Source organism: Pseudoalteromonas sp. Of11M-6 (assembly GCF_022347905.1).
Taxonomy (GTDB): Bacteria; Pseudomonadota; Gammaproteobacteria; order Enterobacterales; family Alteromonadaceae; genus Pseudoalteromonas.
In genome coordinates this window covers 42,627-58,387 of record NZ_JAKRFW010000035.1, presented here as the reverse complement: position 1 = coordinate 58,387, position 15,761 = coordinate 42,627, and the positions used below count along the sequence as shown (strand labels likewise).

Genomic DNA, 15,761 nt, shown 5'->3' with positions numbered 1-15,761 from the left:
GACATTCGAACATCCATGTACATCAAAACCCGTTGCAGAGATGCAACGGGTTTTTTGCTATGTGTGATTTAAAAACCTCGCGAGGTAAACTCGCTCCTACCACAGTATAGGCACAGTGCAACATGGTAGGAGGTGGTTCACCCACCGATGGGTTGTAATGAAGTTCCGGCTCAAAAATAATGTGGAACACCCATGTACATCAAAACCCGTTGTAGCAATGCGACGGGTTTTTTGCTATTTGAGGTATAGAAATTTGAGATATAAAAAGCCTCGCGAGGTTTTCTAAACCTAAGTAAATGCGCTCCCACCACAGTATCAGCACAGTGCAAAATGGTAGGAGGTGATTTATCAGCCCTAAATCTTAATAATCCTTATTTCGTAGAGTCGTAGGTTATGCTCTGAAGCACAGACTTCGATTCTTGTTTAATGCTGATCTAATTAATGCTATCAATAAATACACTTAAAATATGGCGAAGAAAGAAACATTTGCGATTTTTTTTGAGCTGTATATACTTACAGTAAATAAACCACTGTATGGAATACCAGTTAATGCGTCCTCTAACAAAACGACAAGAACAAATCTTTGAATTAATAAAAGTATTCATAAAAGATACAGGCATGCCTCCAACTCGTGCTGAAATAGCTGATGCTTTGGGTTTTAAGAGTGCAAATGCAGCGGAAGAGCACCTGAAAGCGCTTGCGAAAAAGGGAGTTATCGAAATGGTCCCAGGCGCAAGCCGAGGGATTCGACTTGTAGAGGATGAATCAGAACAACTTGGTTTGCCTATTATTGGTCGTGTTGCTGCTGGTGAGCCTATTTTGGCAGAGCAACATGTAGAAAGCCACTGTAATGTAGATGCTAGTTTTTTTAAACCTAATGCTGATTACCTTTTGAGAGTTAATGGTATGAGCATGAAGGATATTGGTATTATAGATGGTGACCTATTGGCTGTTCACAGAACTCAAGTGGCAGAAAATGGGCAAGTGATAGTTGCTCGTGTAGAAGAAGATGTGACTGTTAAACGTCTTGAAAAGAAAGGAAAGAAAGTTTTTTTACATGCTGAGAATGAAGAATTTAAAGCGATTGAAGTAGATCTAGAACATCAAAATTTCTCCATTGAAGGGTTAGCTGTCGGTGTTATCCGAAGTGCAGACTGGATGTAGTTTATGAGAGCGAGCGTAGCGTTAAATATAAAGTTGCGCTTGCTTTAACTATATTTTGTTTAGAAAGTAATAATTAACTTTTCTAACTGTGTGAAAGTTAGATAATTATAGTGACTTTAATCATTTAGTAATATTTTTAGTTTTCTGATCTTTATACACTATTTTTCATCATTCTTCGTTTTACTCCCTATAGTCCCCAGTTTTGATTCTAAAGTCGGTCTTCTCGAAAATCTTGCAATTTGTTTGTTTTTTGACTAATTGGTTAATAGTCGTGCAGTAAGTCTATGTACAAATAGACAATATGACAGTCATCCAATAATAACAAGAGACAACCACGAGTTGTCTTGAAGGAGACGTCAAATGAAAATTTGTCGATTAGTTGTAGCATTCATCGCGGTGCTAATCGCCATGCCCTCACTTGCTAACAGCGCTTACAATATGAGGCAAGGTGTTACAGACATTAGTCATCAAGTGTATGAGCTTCACATGACCATATTTCTAATATGTTGTGTCATTGGAGTGATTGTATTTGGGATTATGTTTTGGGCGCTTATAAAACACAGAAAGTCAAAAGGCGTTGTTGCGGCGCAATTTCATGAAAGCACCAAAGTGGAAATACTTTGGACTGCAATTCCCTTCCTGATACTCATTGGTATGGCAATACCAGCCACAAAAACGCTTATTGCTATGGAAGACACGAGTAAAGCTGATCTGACCATTAAGGTCACAGGCTCTCAGTGGAAATGGCACTATGAGTATATGGGGCATGATGTTGAGTTCTATTCTTTGCTCTCTACTTCGAAAGATGAAATTAGTGATCTTAAAGAAAAAAATGAAAATTACCTGCTTGAAGTTGATAAGCATTTAGTTATTCCTACAGATAGGAAAGTCCGCTTTTTGATGACCTCGGATGATGTCATCCATTCTTGGTGGGTGCCTGATTTTGCGGTGAAGAAGGATGCCAATCCGGGATTTATAAATGAGGCATGGGCAAAGGTAAACGATGAGGGAATTTATAGAGGCCAATGTGCTGAATTATGTGGCAAAGATCATGGCTTTATGCCAATCGTCGTCGAGGCCGTAAGTCCTGATAAATTTGATAGTTGGCTTAACGATGCTAAAGCTGAAAAAGCAAAAGCAGAGGCGGAGTCACAGGCAGTTGCGCAACAAACTCTTTCGAAAGAAGAGTTAATGGAGGTTGGGGAACAAACTTACATGGCTTATTGCGCAGCTTGCCATCAACCAACTGGGCTTGGGCTACCAGGAGTCTTCCCTGCAATGAAAGGAAGTAAAGTCGTCACTGGAGATATTAAAGCTCATATAGATATTCTACTTTTAGGTCGCCCAGGAACTGCGATGCAATCTTTCGCAAAGCAATTAACAATTAAGCAGATCGCGGGGGTGATCACCTATAAAAGAAATAGCTGGGGTAATGACACTGGCGATGTTATTCAGCCAAGCCAAATACAGCGTGAGATAGATGCACTAGAGGAGGGTAAGTAATGAGTGCCATCGTAGACGAACATTCACACCATACAGCTCCCAAAGGCTTAAAGCGCTGGCTGTTTACTACCAATCATAAAGACATTGGAACACTGTATTTATTGTTCTCACTAACCATGTTTTTAATTGGCGGTGCTATGGCGATGGTGATCCGAGCCGAGCTTTTCCAACCTGGGTTACAGCTTGTAGATCCGCATTTTTTTAATCAAATGACGACAGTGCATGGACTAATAATGGTATTTGGCGCAGTAATGCCCGCATTTACAGGTCTTGCCAACTGGATGATCCCAATGATGATTGGTGCTCCTGATATGGCGTTACCGAGAATGAATAACTGGAGTTTTTGGATACTACCTTTTGCATTTGCAATTTTACTGATGTCATTATTTTTGGAAGGCGGCGGGCCTGCTTTCGGTTGGACTTTTTATGCGCCACTATCTACAACGTACAGCAATGACAATACTGCGTTTTTTGTTTTTGCTGTTCATATAATGGGCATTAGCTCTATTATGGGTGCTATCAACGTTATCGTGACCATCGTCAATCTTAGAGCTCCAGGTATGACATGGATGAAGTTGCCTTTATTTGTCTGGACCTGGTTGATAACTGCATTTCTTCTGATAGCTGTTATGCCGGTACTTGCTGGCGCCGTAACTATGGTGCTGACAGACAAGTTCTTTGGAACGAGCTTTTTTGATGCAGCAGGTGGTGGTGATCCTGTTATGTTCCAGCATATATTCTGGTTTTTTGGTCATCCTGAAGTGTACATCATGATATTACCTGCCTTCGGCATAATCTCTACGATAGTACCGACATTTTCAAGAAAGAAACTGTTTGGCTATGCATCAATGGTTTATGCAACCGCTTCAATTGCACTGCTGTCGTTCGTCGTTTGGGCTCATCATATGTTTACAACGGGTATGCCTTTAGCTGGTGAGTTGTTTTTTATGTATGCAACTATGCTCATTTCAGTGCCTACTGGCGTTAAGGTTTTTAATTGGGTAGCTACAATGTGGCGAGGTGCTATTAGTTTTGAGGTGCCTATGCTTTTTGCTATTGCATTCATCGTACTTTTCACAATTGGTGGATTTTCCGGTTTGATGTTAGCGATTACTCCCGCCGATTTCCAATATCACGATACTTACTTCGTTGTCGCGCATTTCCATTACGTGTTAGTTACGGGAGCTGTGTTCTCAATAATGGCCGCCGCATATTATTGGTTACCAAAGTGGACGGGGCACATGTTTGATATCAAATTGGCTAAATTTCACTTTTGGCTCTCCTTGGTTAGTGTGAACGTATTGTTCTTCCCAATGCACTTTGTTGGTCTTGCTGGCATGCCAAGGCGGATCCCTGACTATGCTCTACAGTTCGCTGATTTCAACGCGATCATTAGTATCGGAGGGTTTGCATTCGGTCTTTCTCAACTGTTGTTTGTTGCAGTGGTTTATAAATGTATAAAAGGTGGAGAGCAGGCCTCTGGGAAAGTATGGGATGGGGCAGAGGGATTAGAGTGGCAAGTACCATCTCCGGCTCCTTATCATACCTTTTCAACGCCACCGGAGATTAAGTAATGCAACATGGTCGCCTGCTTAAGAAGCTTATCTTGTTGACGCTAGGTATGTTTGCTTTTGCCTTTGCACTGGTTCCTCTATATGACGTTTTTTGTGATGTCACAGGCCTAAATGGTAAGCCATCCATGGAAATCGCAAAGCAGAGCGAGTCAATTGCACAAAGTCGACAAGTAGATGTGAGCTTCACAACGCATAGTCAAAGCCAGGCGCCATTTAAGGTCGATGCAGTCGAACATTCGGTTAGTGTTCAACCCGGTAAGCTAACCGATGTCAAATTTATTGCAAAAAACTTGAGTGATAGTGAGCGTGTGTTGCAAGCGATCCCTTCAGTGTCCCCGGGGAAAGCTGCAAAGTATTTACACAAAATGGCCTGCTTTTGTTTTGATCAGCAATCAATGAAAGGCAAAGAAGAAGTTGAGTTTGTCTTGAGGTTTTATGTAGATACGGAGCTACCAAGTGATGTTGAGGAACTCACGCTTTCATATACGTTGTTTGATATTACAGAGCGAGTTAGCAAACAAGACAGTGATGGACTGAATATGCTAGTTGCTCGAGAGGAGTTCAAATATGAACCATGAACAAGAAAAATATTACGTGCCTGAGCAAAGTCCATGGCCAATCGTCGGGGCTTTTGCACTTTTCTTTATCGCTGTTGGCGCTGGCTTAACGATTATTCAACTTAAATCAACCAGTAATAGTGGAGTAATGCTACTGCTCGTGGGTATTGCTGTGCTGATCTATATGATTTTTGGTTGGTTCAGGAATGTGATCCAAGAATCTCAAAATGGGTTATATTCTGCCCAAATGGATCGTTCGTTCAAGCAAGGAATGGGATGGTTTATCTTTTCCGAGGTTATGTTTTTTGCTGCTTTTTTTGGTGCACTTTTCTATGCACGAATGATAGCTGTGCCGTGGTTAGGCGGTGCAAGTAATAATGCCAGTACCAATGAGGTTTTATGGCCTCAATTTGAAGCTGTATGGCCATTGCTCACAACTCCAGATGGAACTGTCACTCAAGCTATGGGTTGGCAGGGACTTCCAATGATCAATACGATTATTCTATTAGCATCATCAGTCACCCTTAGCTTTGCTCATGTAGCTTTAGAAAAAGAGCAACGGGCGAAAGTAAAGGCGTTCTTGGGATTAACAGTACTACTTGGCGTCGCATTCTTAACCTTGCAAGTGGAAGAGTATATTCACGCTTACCAAGATCTGGGGTTAACTCTCCAGTCGGGGGTTTACGGTAATACATTCTTTTTACTGACAGGATTTCATGGCTTTCATGTCACTCTTGGCGCGATTATTCTTTTCGTTATATGGATCAGGGTGTTGAAGGGCCACTTTACCGCTAAGAACCACTTTGCTTTTCAAGCTGGGGCTTGGTATTGGCATTTTGTTGATGTTGTTTGGTTGTGCCTGTTTGTATTTGTTTATGTGTTGTAACAACGGGTGAAGAGTGTAGTTTTATAAAGCCAAATTGAGCAGCAAGACAGATTAGAAGTACGACAGCTATTGATGCATAAACTCTTTGTTGCAATAGCCTCGCCATCGACTCTTGTTGCTCTGACTTGAGCATGACTAGCATAGCTCTAAATAGATTTAGAAAAACGAGTAGTAGCAGTACAACAATAATAATTTTAATCATAAGGGGTGTCCGATGGATTTAGGTGCACTTTTTAAAGGTAGATCAAAACCCCCCATATTGGCAGCATTAATAGTTGTTCTTTTATGTGGCTCGCTCTCTTATTGGCAGTGGCAAAGAGCACAGCAAAAACATGTGTTGCAGCATAAAGTTGAGATTGAAAAATCGCTAGGCGTAGCTAATGAGCAGCAAGTAACACCCCAGCCGCTAACGCAATATGTTAATGCTGAAGTGTCGATTACAGGGAATTTTGTAGGCGATGCGGTTTGGTATTTAGATAATCAAGTCGTGAAAGGCCGAGTCGGTTTTGATGTAATTGGCATTATTAAAATTTCCGAAACTGATGAGTATCTAGCTGTGAATTTGGGTTTTGTGCCACAGCAAGCTAGTCGCGTGCCTACCGTTTTTTCTCTTCCAAGTGGTACCGTTTCTCTACCTGTCTATATCAAATCTAGTGCTAGTAAGCGGTTCACCTTAGCTAAGTCTGCGGCAGAGGAGGCAACAAAACAATCTGTGATCCAATATATTGATGTTGATTACTTATCTGCGGAGTCAGGTAAACCTCTTTTACCTCTAATTGCCTACATGACTAAAAACAGATTTGCCGGGACTGAGCCCCATTATCAACCGGTAGTAATGTCACCGCAAAAACATGAAGCTTATGCTTTACAGTGGTTGCTTATTGCCTTGGCTGCGGTAGTAATTGGCTGGAAACTTTCAAAAAAGGAGAATAAAAATGTCTAAAAGTGCGGCATGGTTTATAGGGCTGTTCGTATTCCCCTTACTGTTGGCATTTGTTGCCCTGAAGGTAGGCTGGATACCACATAGCACGACTAATCACGGTGAATTTTTAAGTCAGGAGGTTCGCCAATCAGAGCTGGTTTTAGATACTGAGTGGAGTATCGTTTACCAGCGACCAAAACAGTGTAATAAGCAATGTTCTTTACTACTAGATAGCTTACCTAATTTGTATTTAGCGCTGGGGAAAAACCAGCAGAAAGTATCGCTTGTGGTATTACAAGAGCGAAATGAAAAAGGTATTGAGTACGCTACTTCTTTGCCGATATACCTCAACCAGTTAGACGAAAATTATCTCTATTTGGTTGATAAAACAGGGTTATTTGTACTCAAGTATGCACCAGTAGTAAGCTTAGAAGAAATGCGAAATGTGCAAAAAGGGCTACTGAGTGATTTGAAGAAATTATTGAATTACTCTCGTTCAAGTTAGGAGGTAAATATGTCCAAGGTAAAAATAAAAATCGCAATATTTGCCTGTTTCGTCGCAATAACTGTAGTGACACTTGGCGCCTTCACACGTTTAAGTGACGCGGGACTTGGGTGTCCAGATTGGCCTGGGTGTTACGGCTTTTTAACAGTACCAAATGAGACTCATGAACTATCTGCGGCTAAAGACAATTTTCCACATTTAGAAGTGGAAGCAGAAAAAGCTTGGATTGAAATGATCCATCGCTATTTTGCCAGCTTCCTCGGGTTACTTATTTTGGCACTTGCATGCATAAGGCTGTTCAAAAAGCAAAATACAGAAAGCCCTAACCGTCACTACTATCTACTGCTATTGCTTGTGTTATTTCAAGGGGCACTTGGGATGTGGACCGTGACGATGAATTTACAGCCAGTCATTGTGATGGGTCATTTACTAGGTGGGTTTAGTATTCTTGCATTGCTGGTGTTATTGGTTTTAAGGCTGAAATACACCACTATTACAGCTAGTGTAACCAGCCTTACCTGTCGTTTATGTTATGTGGCTCTTGGTGTGTTGATTATACAAATTGCGCTTGGTGGGTGGCTTGCAGCCAATTATGCTGCTCCACATTGTACAGGGCTGCCACTATGTGACAACCTTCAGCTTTTCTCTTGGCAGAGCTTATTTACGCTTCCTGAAGCTTCAGCGACCTACGAGTTTGGAGTGTTACCGTTTGAATCTAGAGTATCTATTCACTTTATCCATCGGGTTTGGGCAGTTGTTACCGTTTTAACGCTACTTGCTGCATGTTGGCCACTCCTTAGAGCTGGTCAAAACCACTTACTCCGACATTCAGCGCTTGTCGTTTTAGCTTTAGTTTCTATACAAGTTTTGGTGGGGGGGGCAATCGTACACTTCCAATTTCCTCTGTTGTTGACCTTATTCCATAACTTCATGGCAGCAATGGTGTTATTAGCAATGGTGAAATTGTGTTTCTTTATCAGCTTGGCGCAAAAAGTAGGAGTAAAACATGCTTCAATTAACTAGTTTTTCAGAGCTTCAAAAAGCAACTACTTTATTCAAAGCCTACTTTGGCATGTGTAAGTTCAAAGTAGTATGTATGTTGGTTATTACTGCTTGGGTCGGGATGATGTTAGCACCACAAAGTGATAAAACATTATTGGCACAATTAATGAGTTTGTTTGGCATTGGTTTGCTTTCGAGTAGTGCAGCAGCTGTAAATCATATCGTGGATAGAGAAATAGATAAAAAGATGGCGCGAACACGAAACCGACCGTTAGCGACAGACTCTGTTTCTGTATCATCAGCTTTAATCTTTGCGATAGGCCTCGCAATTTCTGGGTATGCTCTATTAACTATTTTCGCCAATCAGTTATGTGCGCTACTTACCTTAGCCGCGCTATTCGGTTATGCCGTGATTTATACGTTATTGTTAAAACGCGCAACACCTCAAAACATAGTAATTGGGGGGTTAGCAGGAGCGATGCCACCCCTGTTAGGTTGGGTCAGTGAGACTGGTCAGCTTGGTGCAGAGCCTTGGTTGTTAGTAATGATCATTTTTGCTTGGACACCTCCCCACTTTTGGGCATTAGCTATTGCTCGTAAACGAGACTACGAAAAAGCCGAAGTCCCCATGTTACCAGTAACGCATGGAAACGAATTTACAAAACTCTGCGTGCTATTTTATACCATCATTTTGACTTTAGTCTGTTTGCTCCCTTATCTAGTGGGAATGTCTGGTTGGATCTACTTGTTGGTCTCTGGTATGGCAAATGTCGCTTTTATTTACAAAGCGACAAAGCTTATGAGAACAAATAGTTTAGAGTATGCTATGAGGGTATTTTATTTCTCTATCTGGCATCTTTTGATAGTGTTCATTGCACTTTTTGTGGATAAAGCATTTATATGAAAAAATTTCTGTTAATTATCTCTATGTTAACTTTGTTTGGTTGTGGGCCTGCACCAGATGTGTCGGAAAAAGTGGTTTGGTACCCAAAGCCTAAGGACGTTAAAGCGTTTGAATTAAGGGATCAACACGGTGCGATAGTCTCAAACCAAGACTTTACCGATAAATGGAATTTGCTATTTTTGGGCTACACGAGTTGTCCCGACGTGTGTCCGATGACGCTGTTGAAATTAACTCACGTATATCAATCTGTAAAAAATAAAGGTGACTTACAAGTATGGTTTGTATCGGTCGATCCCAACCGAGATACTGAAGAAAAGCGTTTGGCCTACATCAAGCACTTTGATCCTGATTTTAAAGCGGTATCTGCCGAGCATTCTGCTTTATTTCCGTTTGTGAGAGATCTCGGTTTAATATACGCAATAAATCAGGAACAGACAGAAGAGTATTATGTTGATCATAGTGCGTCTGTAGCATTAATTAACCCAAAAGGTCAGCTTGAGGCTATTTTCAAACCTACACATACAGTGGGAGCTGTCCCTACAATCGATGACAAACTACTTCTTGCTGACCTTGAGAAGATCATCAATTAGTCTTATAGCGACACTGGTCGACCCTAGTGTCGCTGCACTATCTTACCTCTAACGCTTTAATTATTTGCGGATTTTTAATCAATCTTTGTGGCATTTTTACCATCACGGTCTAAGCTAATTTTATTACTCATTTTTACAAGGATAGTCTTCAGCTCATGTTGAAACTTCCACCTGAAATGGCGATTAACCATGTGGAAAGCCTGTACCATCAGATTTTCCAAGACTCTATGGAAACATCAGACATCACGATTGATATTAGTGAAGTGCAAAGAGCCGATACAGCATCTATACAACTGCTCTGTGCCGTACAGAAACACTTGCTCTCGTTAGAACATAAAATTGTATGGCATGGTGAAAGTGACGCTTTAGCGCAGGCTGTCAATGAGTTGGGATTAACCCATTATTTATTCCATAGTATTGAAAATTAAGAGGTGAATATGAAAAAGATTTTAGCTGTGGATGATTCGGCGTCAATGCGCCAAATGGTTGGCTTTACTTTGAAAAAAGCAGGTTTTGATGTTACGGAAGCCAAAGATGGCAGTGAAGCGCTATCTATTGCCAAGCAACAAGGGTTCGATGCCGTGATCTCTGATGTAAACATGCCTGTAATGGATGGGATCACACTTATTAAAGAGCTGCGTAGCCTACCCAACTATAAGTTCACCCCTTTACTAATGCTGACCACCGAGTCGGGGTTAGATAAAAAAACAGAAGGTAAAGCGGCGGGAGCAACTGGTTGGATAGTGAAGCCATTCAACCCTGAACAACTACTAGCGGTATTGAAAAAAGTCATAAGATAGATACAGAGAGGCGTCGATATGAGTATTGATTTAAGCCAATTTTTTGATGTCTTTTTTGAAGAAAGCTTTGAAGGCCTAGACATAATGGAAGCTGAGCTGCTGAATTTACAGCCAGGCCATGAAGACTCAGAAACGATCAATACTATATTTCGCGCAGCACACAGCATCAAAGGTGGCAGTGGAACATTTGGTTTTACTTCTGTCGCTAATTTCACGCATGTGTTGGAAACCTTACTCGATCAAATCAGGGATGGGCGTCGACAGTTGACCGCTGAACATGTCAATTTGCTGCTCCAATCCGTTGATTGTTTAAGGGCCTTACTAACCGCATTACAAGCCGAAGAAGAGCCAGATCTCTCCAATGCGAATGAGTTGAAAGTTAAATTTGAAGAGATTTTAGGTGGTAAAGAGAGTGTTAGCTCAGATACTGCCGATAGCATACCTCAAGGGCAAGAATCTCAAACCTATCAAATAGACTTTAAACCGCTCCCCCACTTGTTTAAAACCGGTAACGAACCGCTCTATATGTTAAGTGAGCTATCAGAATTGGGGGATTTAGAAACTCATGCGTTTTGTGATGCAATACCTGAAATTGATGACTTCAATCCAGAGGATTGCTACCTCAGTTGGCGGTTATACTTAACAACCAGTCATCCAGAGTCGGCGATTAAAGAAGTATTTGAGTGGGTTGAGGATGATGCTGAAATTTCTATTACCTTATGTGGTGGTTTATTTGAAGATGATGTGAGTGTCTCCACAACGCCAGAACCAGAGAGTGAGAAGAAAGAAGCGTCGAGCAACGACACTCAAAATATTGATGTACCAAAAACATCCTCAGCGACAAAGGCTAAGCCTGAGGCTAGCAAGAAATCAGCAGAATCGACTTCGATCCGTGTTGGGATTGATAAAGTTGATTCGCTTATCAATATGGTAGGGGAGTTGGTTATTACCCAAGCTATGTTGACTCAATTAGGCGAGCAAGAACCGACCGAAAATACGCTTGCTGCGATGCAAGAAGGCCTCGCTCAATTAGCCCATAATACGCGAGATTTACAAGAAAATGTAATGCGGATCAGGATGTTACCTATTAGTTTTGTCTTCAGCCGATTTCCTCGTTTAGTAAGAGACACATCACAGAAGTTGAACAAACAGGTTGAGCTAAAACTGCTAGGAGAGCAAACAGAATTAGATAAAACCGTGATGGAAAAAATTTCCGATCCTATGGTGCATTTAGTAAGAAATTCTTTGGATCACGGCTTAGAAACACCGGAAGACAGAATAAAAGCCGGAAAAGATCCTGTGGGTACGGTGACACTGAATGCTTTCCACCAAGGTGGAAATATTGTGATTGAAATCATGGATGACGGCAGAGGCTTGAATACCGAAAAAATAAAAAGTAAAGCGATTGCCAATGGCCTAATTCAAGCAACTGATGAGCTGACTATTGAAGAGGTTAATGAACTTATTTTTAGGCCTGGGTTTTCAACAGCCGATGAAGTGAGTGATATCTCTGGTCGCGGCGTGGGTATGGACGTTGTTCGAAGAAATATTCAAGCATTAAACGGCAGCGTTGAAGTAACTTCAGCAAAAGGGGTTGGCTCAACGTTTACAATTAGATTGCCATTAACGCTGGCCATTCTTGATGGTCAACTGGTTAAAGTTGCAAAGCATACCTACATCATTCCACTTATTTCTATTGTTGAGTCTTTACAAATAGATATTAAAAAAGTGAGCAAAGTAGGTAATGGCTTAGAGGTGCTACGGTTACGAGATGAATACATACCAATACTAAGGCTATATCAATTATTTAATCATGGTGGTGCAATAGAAGAGTTGGATAAAACACTGTTAGTGGTTGTTGAGAGTGATAATCACAAAGTGGGGTTGTTGGTTGATGATTTACTGGCGCAACAACAGGTCGTTATTAAAAGTCTCGAAGCGAATTATCAGAAAGTAAATGGGATCTCAGGGGCGACAATTTTAGGTGATGGCAGAGTCTCTTTAATTGTCGATATTAGTGGTCTTATCAAACTGAGCGGCTTAAAGCGTCCAGGAACTCAAGAGTTATTAGTAGAACAAGAGTTAGATGAGGTGGTGTCATGATCACTGAAAAAGCCTCGATTAATGAACAAGTCATGCTTGCAGACAGAGATGACGATACACAATTTCTCACCTTTATGATGGCGGGCGAAGAGTATGGCATGGATATTCTGGCCGTACAGGAAATCAGAGGGTGGGAAGAAGTCACTGCAATTCCAAATGCTCCTAAGTATGTGAACGGTGCGATTAATTTACGTGGCACGATAGTACCAATCATAGATTTAAGGATTCGATTCGGCTTACCGCAAATCGAATATGGAGCTCTAACCGTGGTTATCGTTGTCTCCGTTGTAATAAAAGAGGCAACAAAAATTATGGGGTTAGTTGTTGATGCTGTTTCTGACGTATACAGCATCAACGAAGAAACAGCGAAGGATGTTCCAGATTTTCAAGACTCGGAAAATAGTCAATTTGTACAAGGACTTGTAAATGTTGGTGAAAAAATGGTCGTACTTTTAAATTTGAAGAAGATATTAGATCTTGAAGTCAAGCAGAATGAGCAATTGGTTGTCGGGGGATAACATGAGCGATCAAGCATTAGCAAGTCAACTCAACAATAGGGTTCTGATTGCGGGTGCCATAATATTTGTGGGCTTGGCAATTAGTGTTCAAATGTTGAATATTAATATGTCTACACAGGCCTATGTGGCGATGGTTATAGCAGCTGTCAGTGTGGTGCTGGCAATTTTACTACTTAAGCAAAGCGCAAATATTCTGCTTTCTAAGTTGCAAGATGTTGAGGAAATTGTTCCCGCGATAGAGAGTAAAGATGCTAGCTTACTCAATGCAAGTAATGCGTCACGTCAATCATCCTTATACAAAGCGGTTGCTAATTTATTAAATGGTGACGCAGTAGATAGTCAAGATCATAGCCATAGTTTGTTGCTAGCTTTAAAGGTCTGTCAGGCCAATGTTATGCTTGCAGATGCTTCTCTCAATATTGTGTATTTGAACGATTCCGTAACCAGTATGCTGCGTAAAAATCAGGCTAAGTTACAGCAAGAATTGCCAGGCTTTAATGTCGATAGTTTGATTGGTGCAAACATTGATACATTTCATAAAAACCCCAGCCATCAGAGAGGCATCCTAGCTAATTTGACCCGTCCATATGTCACACAAATCAAAGTGGCAGGTTTGACCTTTGATCTTATTGCCACGCCTGTTTTCGATGATGAAGGGCAAAGGATCGCGACTTTAGTTGAGTGGAAAGACCTTACAAGAGAATTAGCGCTAGAGAAAAAGCAGGCGGACTTGGCGAGTCACAATGCTCGTATATCGAGCGCGCTGGACGTTTGTCAGGCAAACGTAATGCTAGCGGACGAAGGATTGAATATTATTTATGTTAATGATTCGGTTGTGCGAATGTTGAGAGACAATCAAACGCAGCTTAGAAAATCATTACCGAACTTTGATGTGGATACGCTTGTAGGGCAATGTATTGATGTGTTTCATGCGAACCCTAGCCATCAAAGAAATCTGCTTGAGAAACTGAGTGATGTATACAGTACAGATATCAAAGTTGCTGGCTTCACCTTTGGTTTAATTGCGACTCCGGTGTTTGATGAAGAGAAAAAGCGGATTGGTACCGTTGTAGAGTGGGACGACAAAACAGAGCGTTTAGTTCGTGAAGAAGAAGAGAAAACTGCCGCAGCTGAAAACTTACGCGTCCGAAGAGCATTAGACAACGTTTCAACGAATACGATGATAGCAAATGAGCAGTTTGAGATCGTTTACTTGAATCGCGCAGTGAAAGATATGATGAGAAATGCTGAGAGCGACCTAAGGCGTGACCTGCCTAATTTTGACAGTAACCATCTTATGGGGGCGAATATTGATGTATTCCACCGCAACCCAAGTCATCAACGCAGTATGCTTTCTCGGCTCGAAACTGAGTATAAAACGGAAATCGTTGTCGGCGGAAGAACCTTTGGTCTAGTCGCCAATCCGATATTTGACGGCAATAATGAACGCGTGGGCACCGTTGTCGAATGGGAAGATAGAACCAAAGAAGTTACGATTGAGAAAGAGGTGAATGGCCTCGTTCAGTCGGCTAACGCTGGTAACCTTAGTGTTCGTTTATCAGAAGATGGGAAAGATGGCTTCTATTTAAGACTAACCAAAGGGTTAAATAGTTTAGTGTCTACTGTCGATGAGACTGTTACAGACATGGGGGATATGTTAGACGCATTGGCGACTGGTAATTTGACTAGGCGTATTGAAGGCGATTATCGCGGGGCTTATGAAAAGCTCAAAAAAGACGCAAACACCACTGCTGAGAAGTTAACCGAAATGCTTGGTCGCATACGTACATCTGCAAATCTAGTTGCCAGTGGTGCAGATGAAATATCTCAAGGAAACGCAGATTTGAGTCAGCGGACCGAGGAGCAAGCTTCCTCGCTAGAGGAAACTGCTTCTAGCATGGAAGAAATGACGAGCACAGTTAGACAAAATGCAGATAACGCGAAAGTAGCTAATGAGTTGGCTGAAGATACTTGTGACAAGGCGACCAAAGGCGGTGAAGTAGTCACACGCGCAGTTGAAAGCATGTCTGAAATTAATGATTCAAGTAAGAAAATTGCTGACATTATAGGTGTTATTGATGAAATTGCTTTCCAGACAAACCTATTGGCATTAAATGCAGCCGTTGAAGCAGCTCGGGCTGGAGAGCAAGGTAGAGGATTTGCTGTGGTTGCTGGTGAAGTTCGTAATCTAGCTCAGCGCTCTGCCGCAGCAGCTAAAGAAATTAAGGACCTGATCAGAGACAGTGTAAGTAAGGTTGAAGATGGTACGTTACTGGTTAATGAGTCAGGTGAAACACTAAAAGAAATAGTTGAGTCTGTTAAGCGGGTGACAAACATGATTTCTGACATTGCTGAAGCGTCGATTGAGCAGAGTTCAGGTATTGAGCAGGTTAATAAAGCAGTGTCACAAATGGATGAAATGACGCAGCAAAATGCTGCCTTAGTTGAAGAAGCGTCAGCCGCAGGGGAGTCGATGGCTGAGCAAGCAAATGATATGAGAAGATTATTAAACTTCTTCACTCTTGATGAATCTTCACACCGTAGCTTAGAAATATCTGAGTCACCGAAGAACTATAAAGCGCCAGAAAAGCAATTACCAAAACGGACAATGAACTCCAATAAGCCCTCGCAGCAAAACACGAGAAGTAATCAGTTTGCTGATGACTCGGAAGAGTGGGAAGAGTTTTAGGGTTTGGTAATAGACCAATTCCTTAGTGGGGTTGGCTGAAGGAA

At 41.5% G+C, this 15,761-nt stretch carries 15 protein-coding genes; all 15 read left to right on the top strand.

Going from position 1 to position 15,761, the window contains the following annotated elements; all coding sequences use genetic code 11:
• The first annotated feature begins 549 nt into the window (after window positions 1–549).
• Complete coding sequence (gene lexA / locus MHN32_RS16290; protein WP_102057673.1) at window positions 550–1,164, top strand: transcriptional repressor LexA; 615 nt, start codon at window positions 550–552, stop codon at window positions 1,162–1,164.
• 360 nt (window positions 1,165–1,524) lie between these two features.
• On the top strand, window positions 1,525–2,667 hold the full coding sequence (gene coxB, locus MHN32_RS16285; RefSeq protein ID WP_010604340.1) for a cytochrome c oxidase subunit II: 1,143 nt from the start codon (window positions 1,525–1,527) through the stop codon (window positions 2,665–2,667).
• Window positions 2,667–4,241 carry a cytochrome c oxidase subunit I gene (gene ctaD / locus MHN32_RS16280; RefSeq protein WP_102057672.1) on the top strand — a complete coding sequence of 525 codons (1,575 nt, stop codon included), beginning with the start codon at window positions 2,667–2,669 and terminating at the stop codon, window positions 4,239–4,241. Before coxB ends, ctaD begins: the two co-directional genes overlap by 1 nt.
• A complete protein-coding gene (locus MHN32_RS16275) occupies window positions 4,241–4,819 on the top strand; it encodes a cytochrome c oxidase assembly protein (protein WP_102057671.1) in 579 nt (192 codons plus the stop codon). The genes ctaD and MHN32_RS16275 overlap by 1 nt, the downstream gene beginning before the upstream one ends.
• Window positions 4,809–5,684, top strand: a complete 876-nt coding sequence (locus tag MHN32_RS16270; RefSeq protein WP_239422331.1) for a cytochrome c oxidase subunit 3 — start codon at window positions 4,809–4,811, stop codon at window positions 5,682–5,684. The genes MHN32_RS16275 and MHN32_RS16270 overlap by 11 nt, the downstream gene beginning before the upstream one ends.
• A 214-nt stretch (window positions 5,685–5,898) precedes the next feature.
• A complete protein-coding gene (locus tag MHN32_RS16265; RefSeq protein ID WP_235368844.1) occupies window positions 5,899–6,627 on the top strand; it encodes an SURF1 family protein in 729 nt (242 codons plus the stop codon).
• Entirely contained in the window at window positions 6,620–7,111 is a 492-nt protein-coding gene (locus MHN32_RS16260; RefSeq protein ID WP_239422330.1) for a transmembrane cytochrome oxidase associated protein, read from the top strand. Before MHN32_RS16265 ends, MHN32_RS16260 begins: the two co-directional genes overlap by 8 nt.
• Window positions 7,112–7,120: 9 nt before the next feature.
• On the top strand, window positions 7,121–8,134 hold the full coding sequence (locus MHN32_RS16255; protein ID WP_227386784.1) for a COX15/CtaA family protein: 1,014 nt from the start codon (window positions 7,121–7,123) through the stop codon (window positions 8,132–8,134).
• The gene (gene cyoE / locus MHN32_RS16250; protein ID WP_029215745.1) at window positions 8,118–9,017 is read left to right on the top strand and encodes a heme o synthase; all 900 of its coding nucleotides are present in this window, start codon (window positions 8,118–8,120) and stop codon (window positions 9,015–9,017) included. Before MHN32_RS16255 ends, cyoE begins: the two co-directional genes overlap by 17 nt.
• Window positions 9,014–9,607 carry an SCO family protein gene (locus MHN32_RS16245; protein ID WP_010604347.1) on the top strand — a complete coding sequence of 198 codons (594 nt, stop codon included), beginning with the start codon at window positions 9,014–9,016 and terminating at the stop codon, window positions 9,605–9,607. The genes cyoE and MHN32_RS16245 overlap by 4 nt, the downstream gene beginning before the upstream one ends.
• Window positions 9,608–9,762: 155 nt before the next feature.
• Complete coding sequence (locus tag MHN32_RS16240) at window positions 9,763–10,035, top strand: STAS domain-containing protein (RefSeq protein WP_010604348.1); 273 nt, start codon at window positions 9,763–9,765, stop codon at window positions 10,033–10,035.
• Window positions 10,036–10,044: 9 nt separating this feature from the next.
• The gene (locus MHN32_RS16235) at window positions 10,045–10,407 is read left to right on the top strand and encodes a response regulator (RefSeq protein WP_010378447.1); all 363 of its coding nucleotides are present in this window, start codon (window positions 10,045–10,047) and stop codon (window positions 10,405–10,407) included.
• A gap of 18 nt (window positions 10,408–10,425) precedes the next feature.
• Window positions 10,426–12,510 (top strand): chemotaxis protein CheA, encoded by a 2,085-nt coding sequence (locus tag MHN32_RS16230; RefSeq protein WP_235368846.1) that lies wholly within the window; start codon window positions 10,426–10,428, stop codon window positions 12,508–12,510.
• On the top strand, window positions 12,507–13,028 hold the full coding sequence (locus MHN32_RS16225; RefSeq protein WP_010604350.1) for a chemotaxis protein CheW: 522 nt from the start codon (window positions 12,507–12,509) through the stop codon (window positions 13,026–13,028). Before MHN32_RS16230 ends, MHN32_RS16225 begins: the two co-directional genes overlap by 4 nt.
• 1 nt (window position 13,029) lies before the next feature.
• Complete coding sequence (locus MHN32_RS16220; RefSeq protein ID WP_235368847.1) at window positions 13,030–15,717, top strand: methyl-accepting chemotaxis protein; 2,688 nt, start codon at window positions 13,030–13,032, stop codon at window positions 15,715–15,717.
• Window positions 15,718–15,761 lie beyond the last annotated feature (44 nt).

What these genes read in the sequence shown, in the direction of transcription:
- MHN32_RS16265 (WP_235368844.1), top strand. Translation starts at nt 5,899, where the DNA reads ATGGATTTAGGTGCACTTTTTAAAGGTAGATCAAAACCCCCCATATTG.
- MHN32_RS16225 (WP_010604350.1), top strand. Translation starts at nt 12,507, where the DNA reads ATGATCACTGAAAAAGCCTCGATTAATGAACAAGTCATGCTTGCAGAC.
- MHN32_RS16255 (WP_227386784.1), top strand. Translation starts at nt 7,121, where the DNA reads ATGTCCAAGGTAAAAATAAAAATCGCAATATTTGCCTGTTTCGTCGCA.
- MHN32_RS16240 (WP_010604348.1), top strand. Translation starts at nt 9,763, where the DNA reads ATGTTGAAACTTCCACCTGAAATGGCGATTAACCATGTGGAAAGCCTG.
- MHN32_RS16220 (WP_235368847.1), top strand. Translation starts at nt 13,030, where the DNA reads ATGAGCGATCAAGCATTAGCAAGTCAACTCAACAATAGGGTTCTGATT.
- lexA (WP_102057673.1), top strand. Translation starts at nt 550, where the DNA reads ATGCGTCCTCTAACAAAACGACAAGAACAAATCTTTGAATTAATAAAA.
- MHN32_RS16230 (WP_235368846.1), top strand. Translation starts at nt 10,426, where the DNA reads ATGAGTATTGATTTAAGCCAATTTTTTGATGTCTTTTTTGAAGAAAGC.
- coxB (WP_010604340.1), top strand. Translation starts at nt 1,525, where the DNA reads ATGAAAATTTGTCGATTAGTTGTAGCATTCATCGCGGTGCTAATCGCC.
- cyoE (WP_029215745.1), top strand. Translation starts at nt 8,118, where the DNA reads ATGCTTCAATTAACTAGTTTTTCAGAGCTTCAAAAAGCAACTACTTTA.
- ctaD (WP_102057672.1), top strand. Translation starts at nt 2,667, where the DNA reads ATGAGTGCCATCGTAGACGAACATTCACACCATACAGCTCCCAAAGGC.
- MHN32_RS16245 (WP_010604347.1), top strand. Translation starts at nt 9,014, where the DNA reads ATGAAAAAATTTCTGTTAATTATCTCTATGTTAACTTTGTTTGGTTGT.
- MHN32_RS16275 (WP_102057671.1), top strand. Translation starts at nt 4,241, where the DNA reads ATGCAACATGGTCGCCTGCTTAAGAAGCTTATCTTGTTGACGCTAGGT.
- MHN32_RS16260 (WP_239422330.1), top strand. Translation starts at nt 6,620, where the DNA reads ATGTCTAAAAGTGCGGCATGGTTTATAGGGCTGTTCGTATTCCCCTTA.
- MHN32_RS16270 (WP_239422331.1), top strand. Translation starts at nt 4,809, where the DNA reads ATGAACCATGAACAAGAAAAATATTACGTGCCTGAGCAAAGTCCATGG.
- MHN32_RS16235 (WP_010378447.1), top strand. Translation starts at nt 10,045, where the DNA reads ATGAAAAAGATTTTAGCTGTGGATGATTCGGCGTCAATGCGCCAAATG.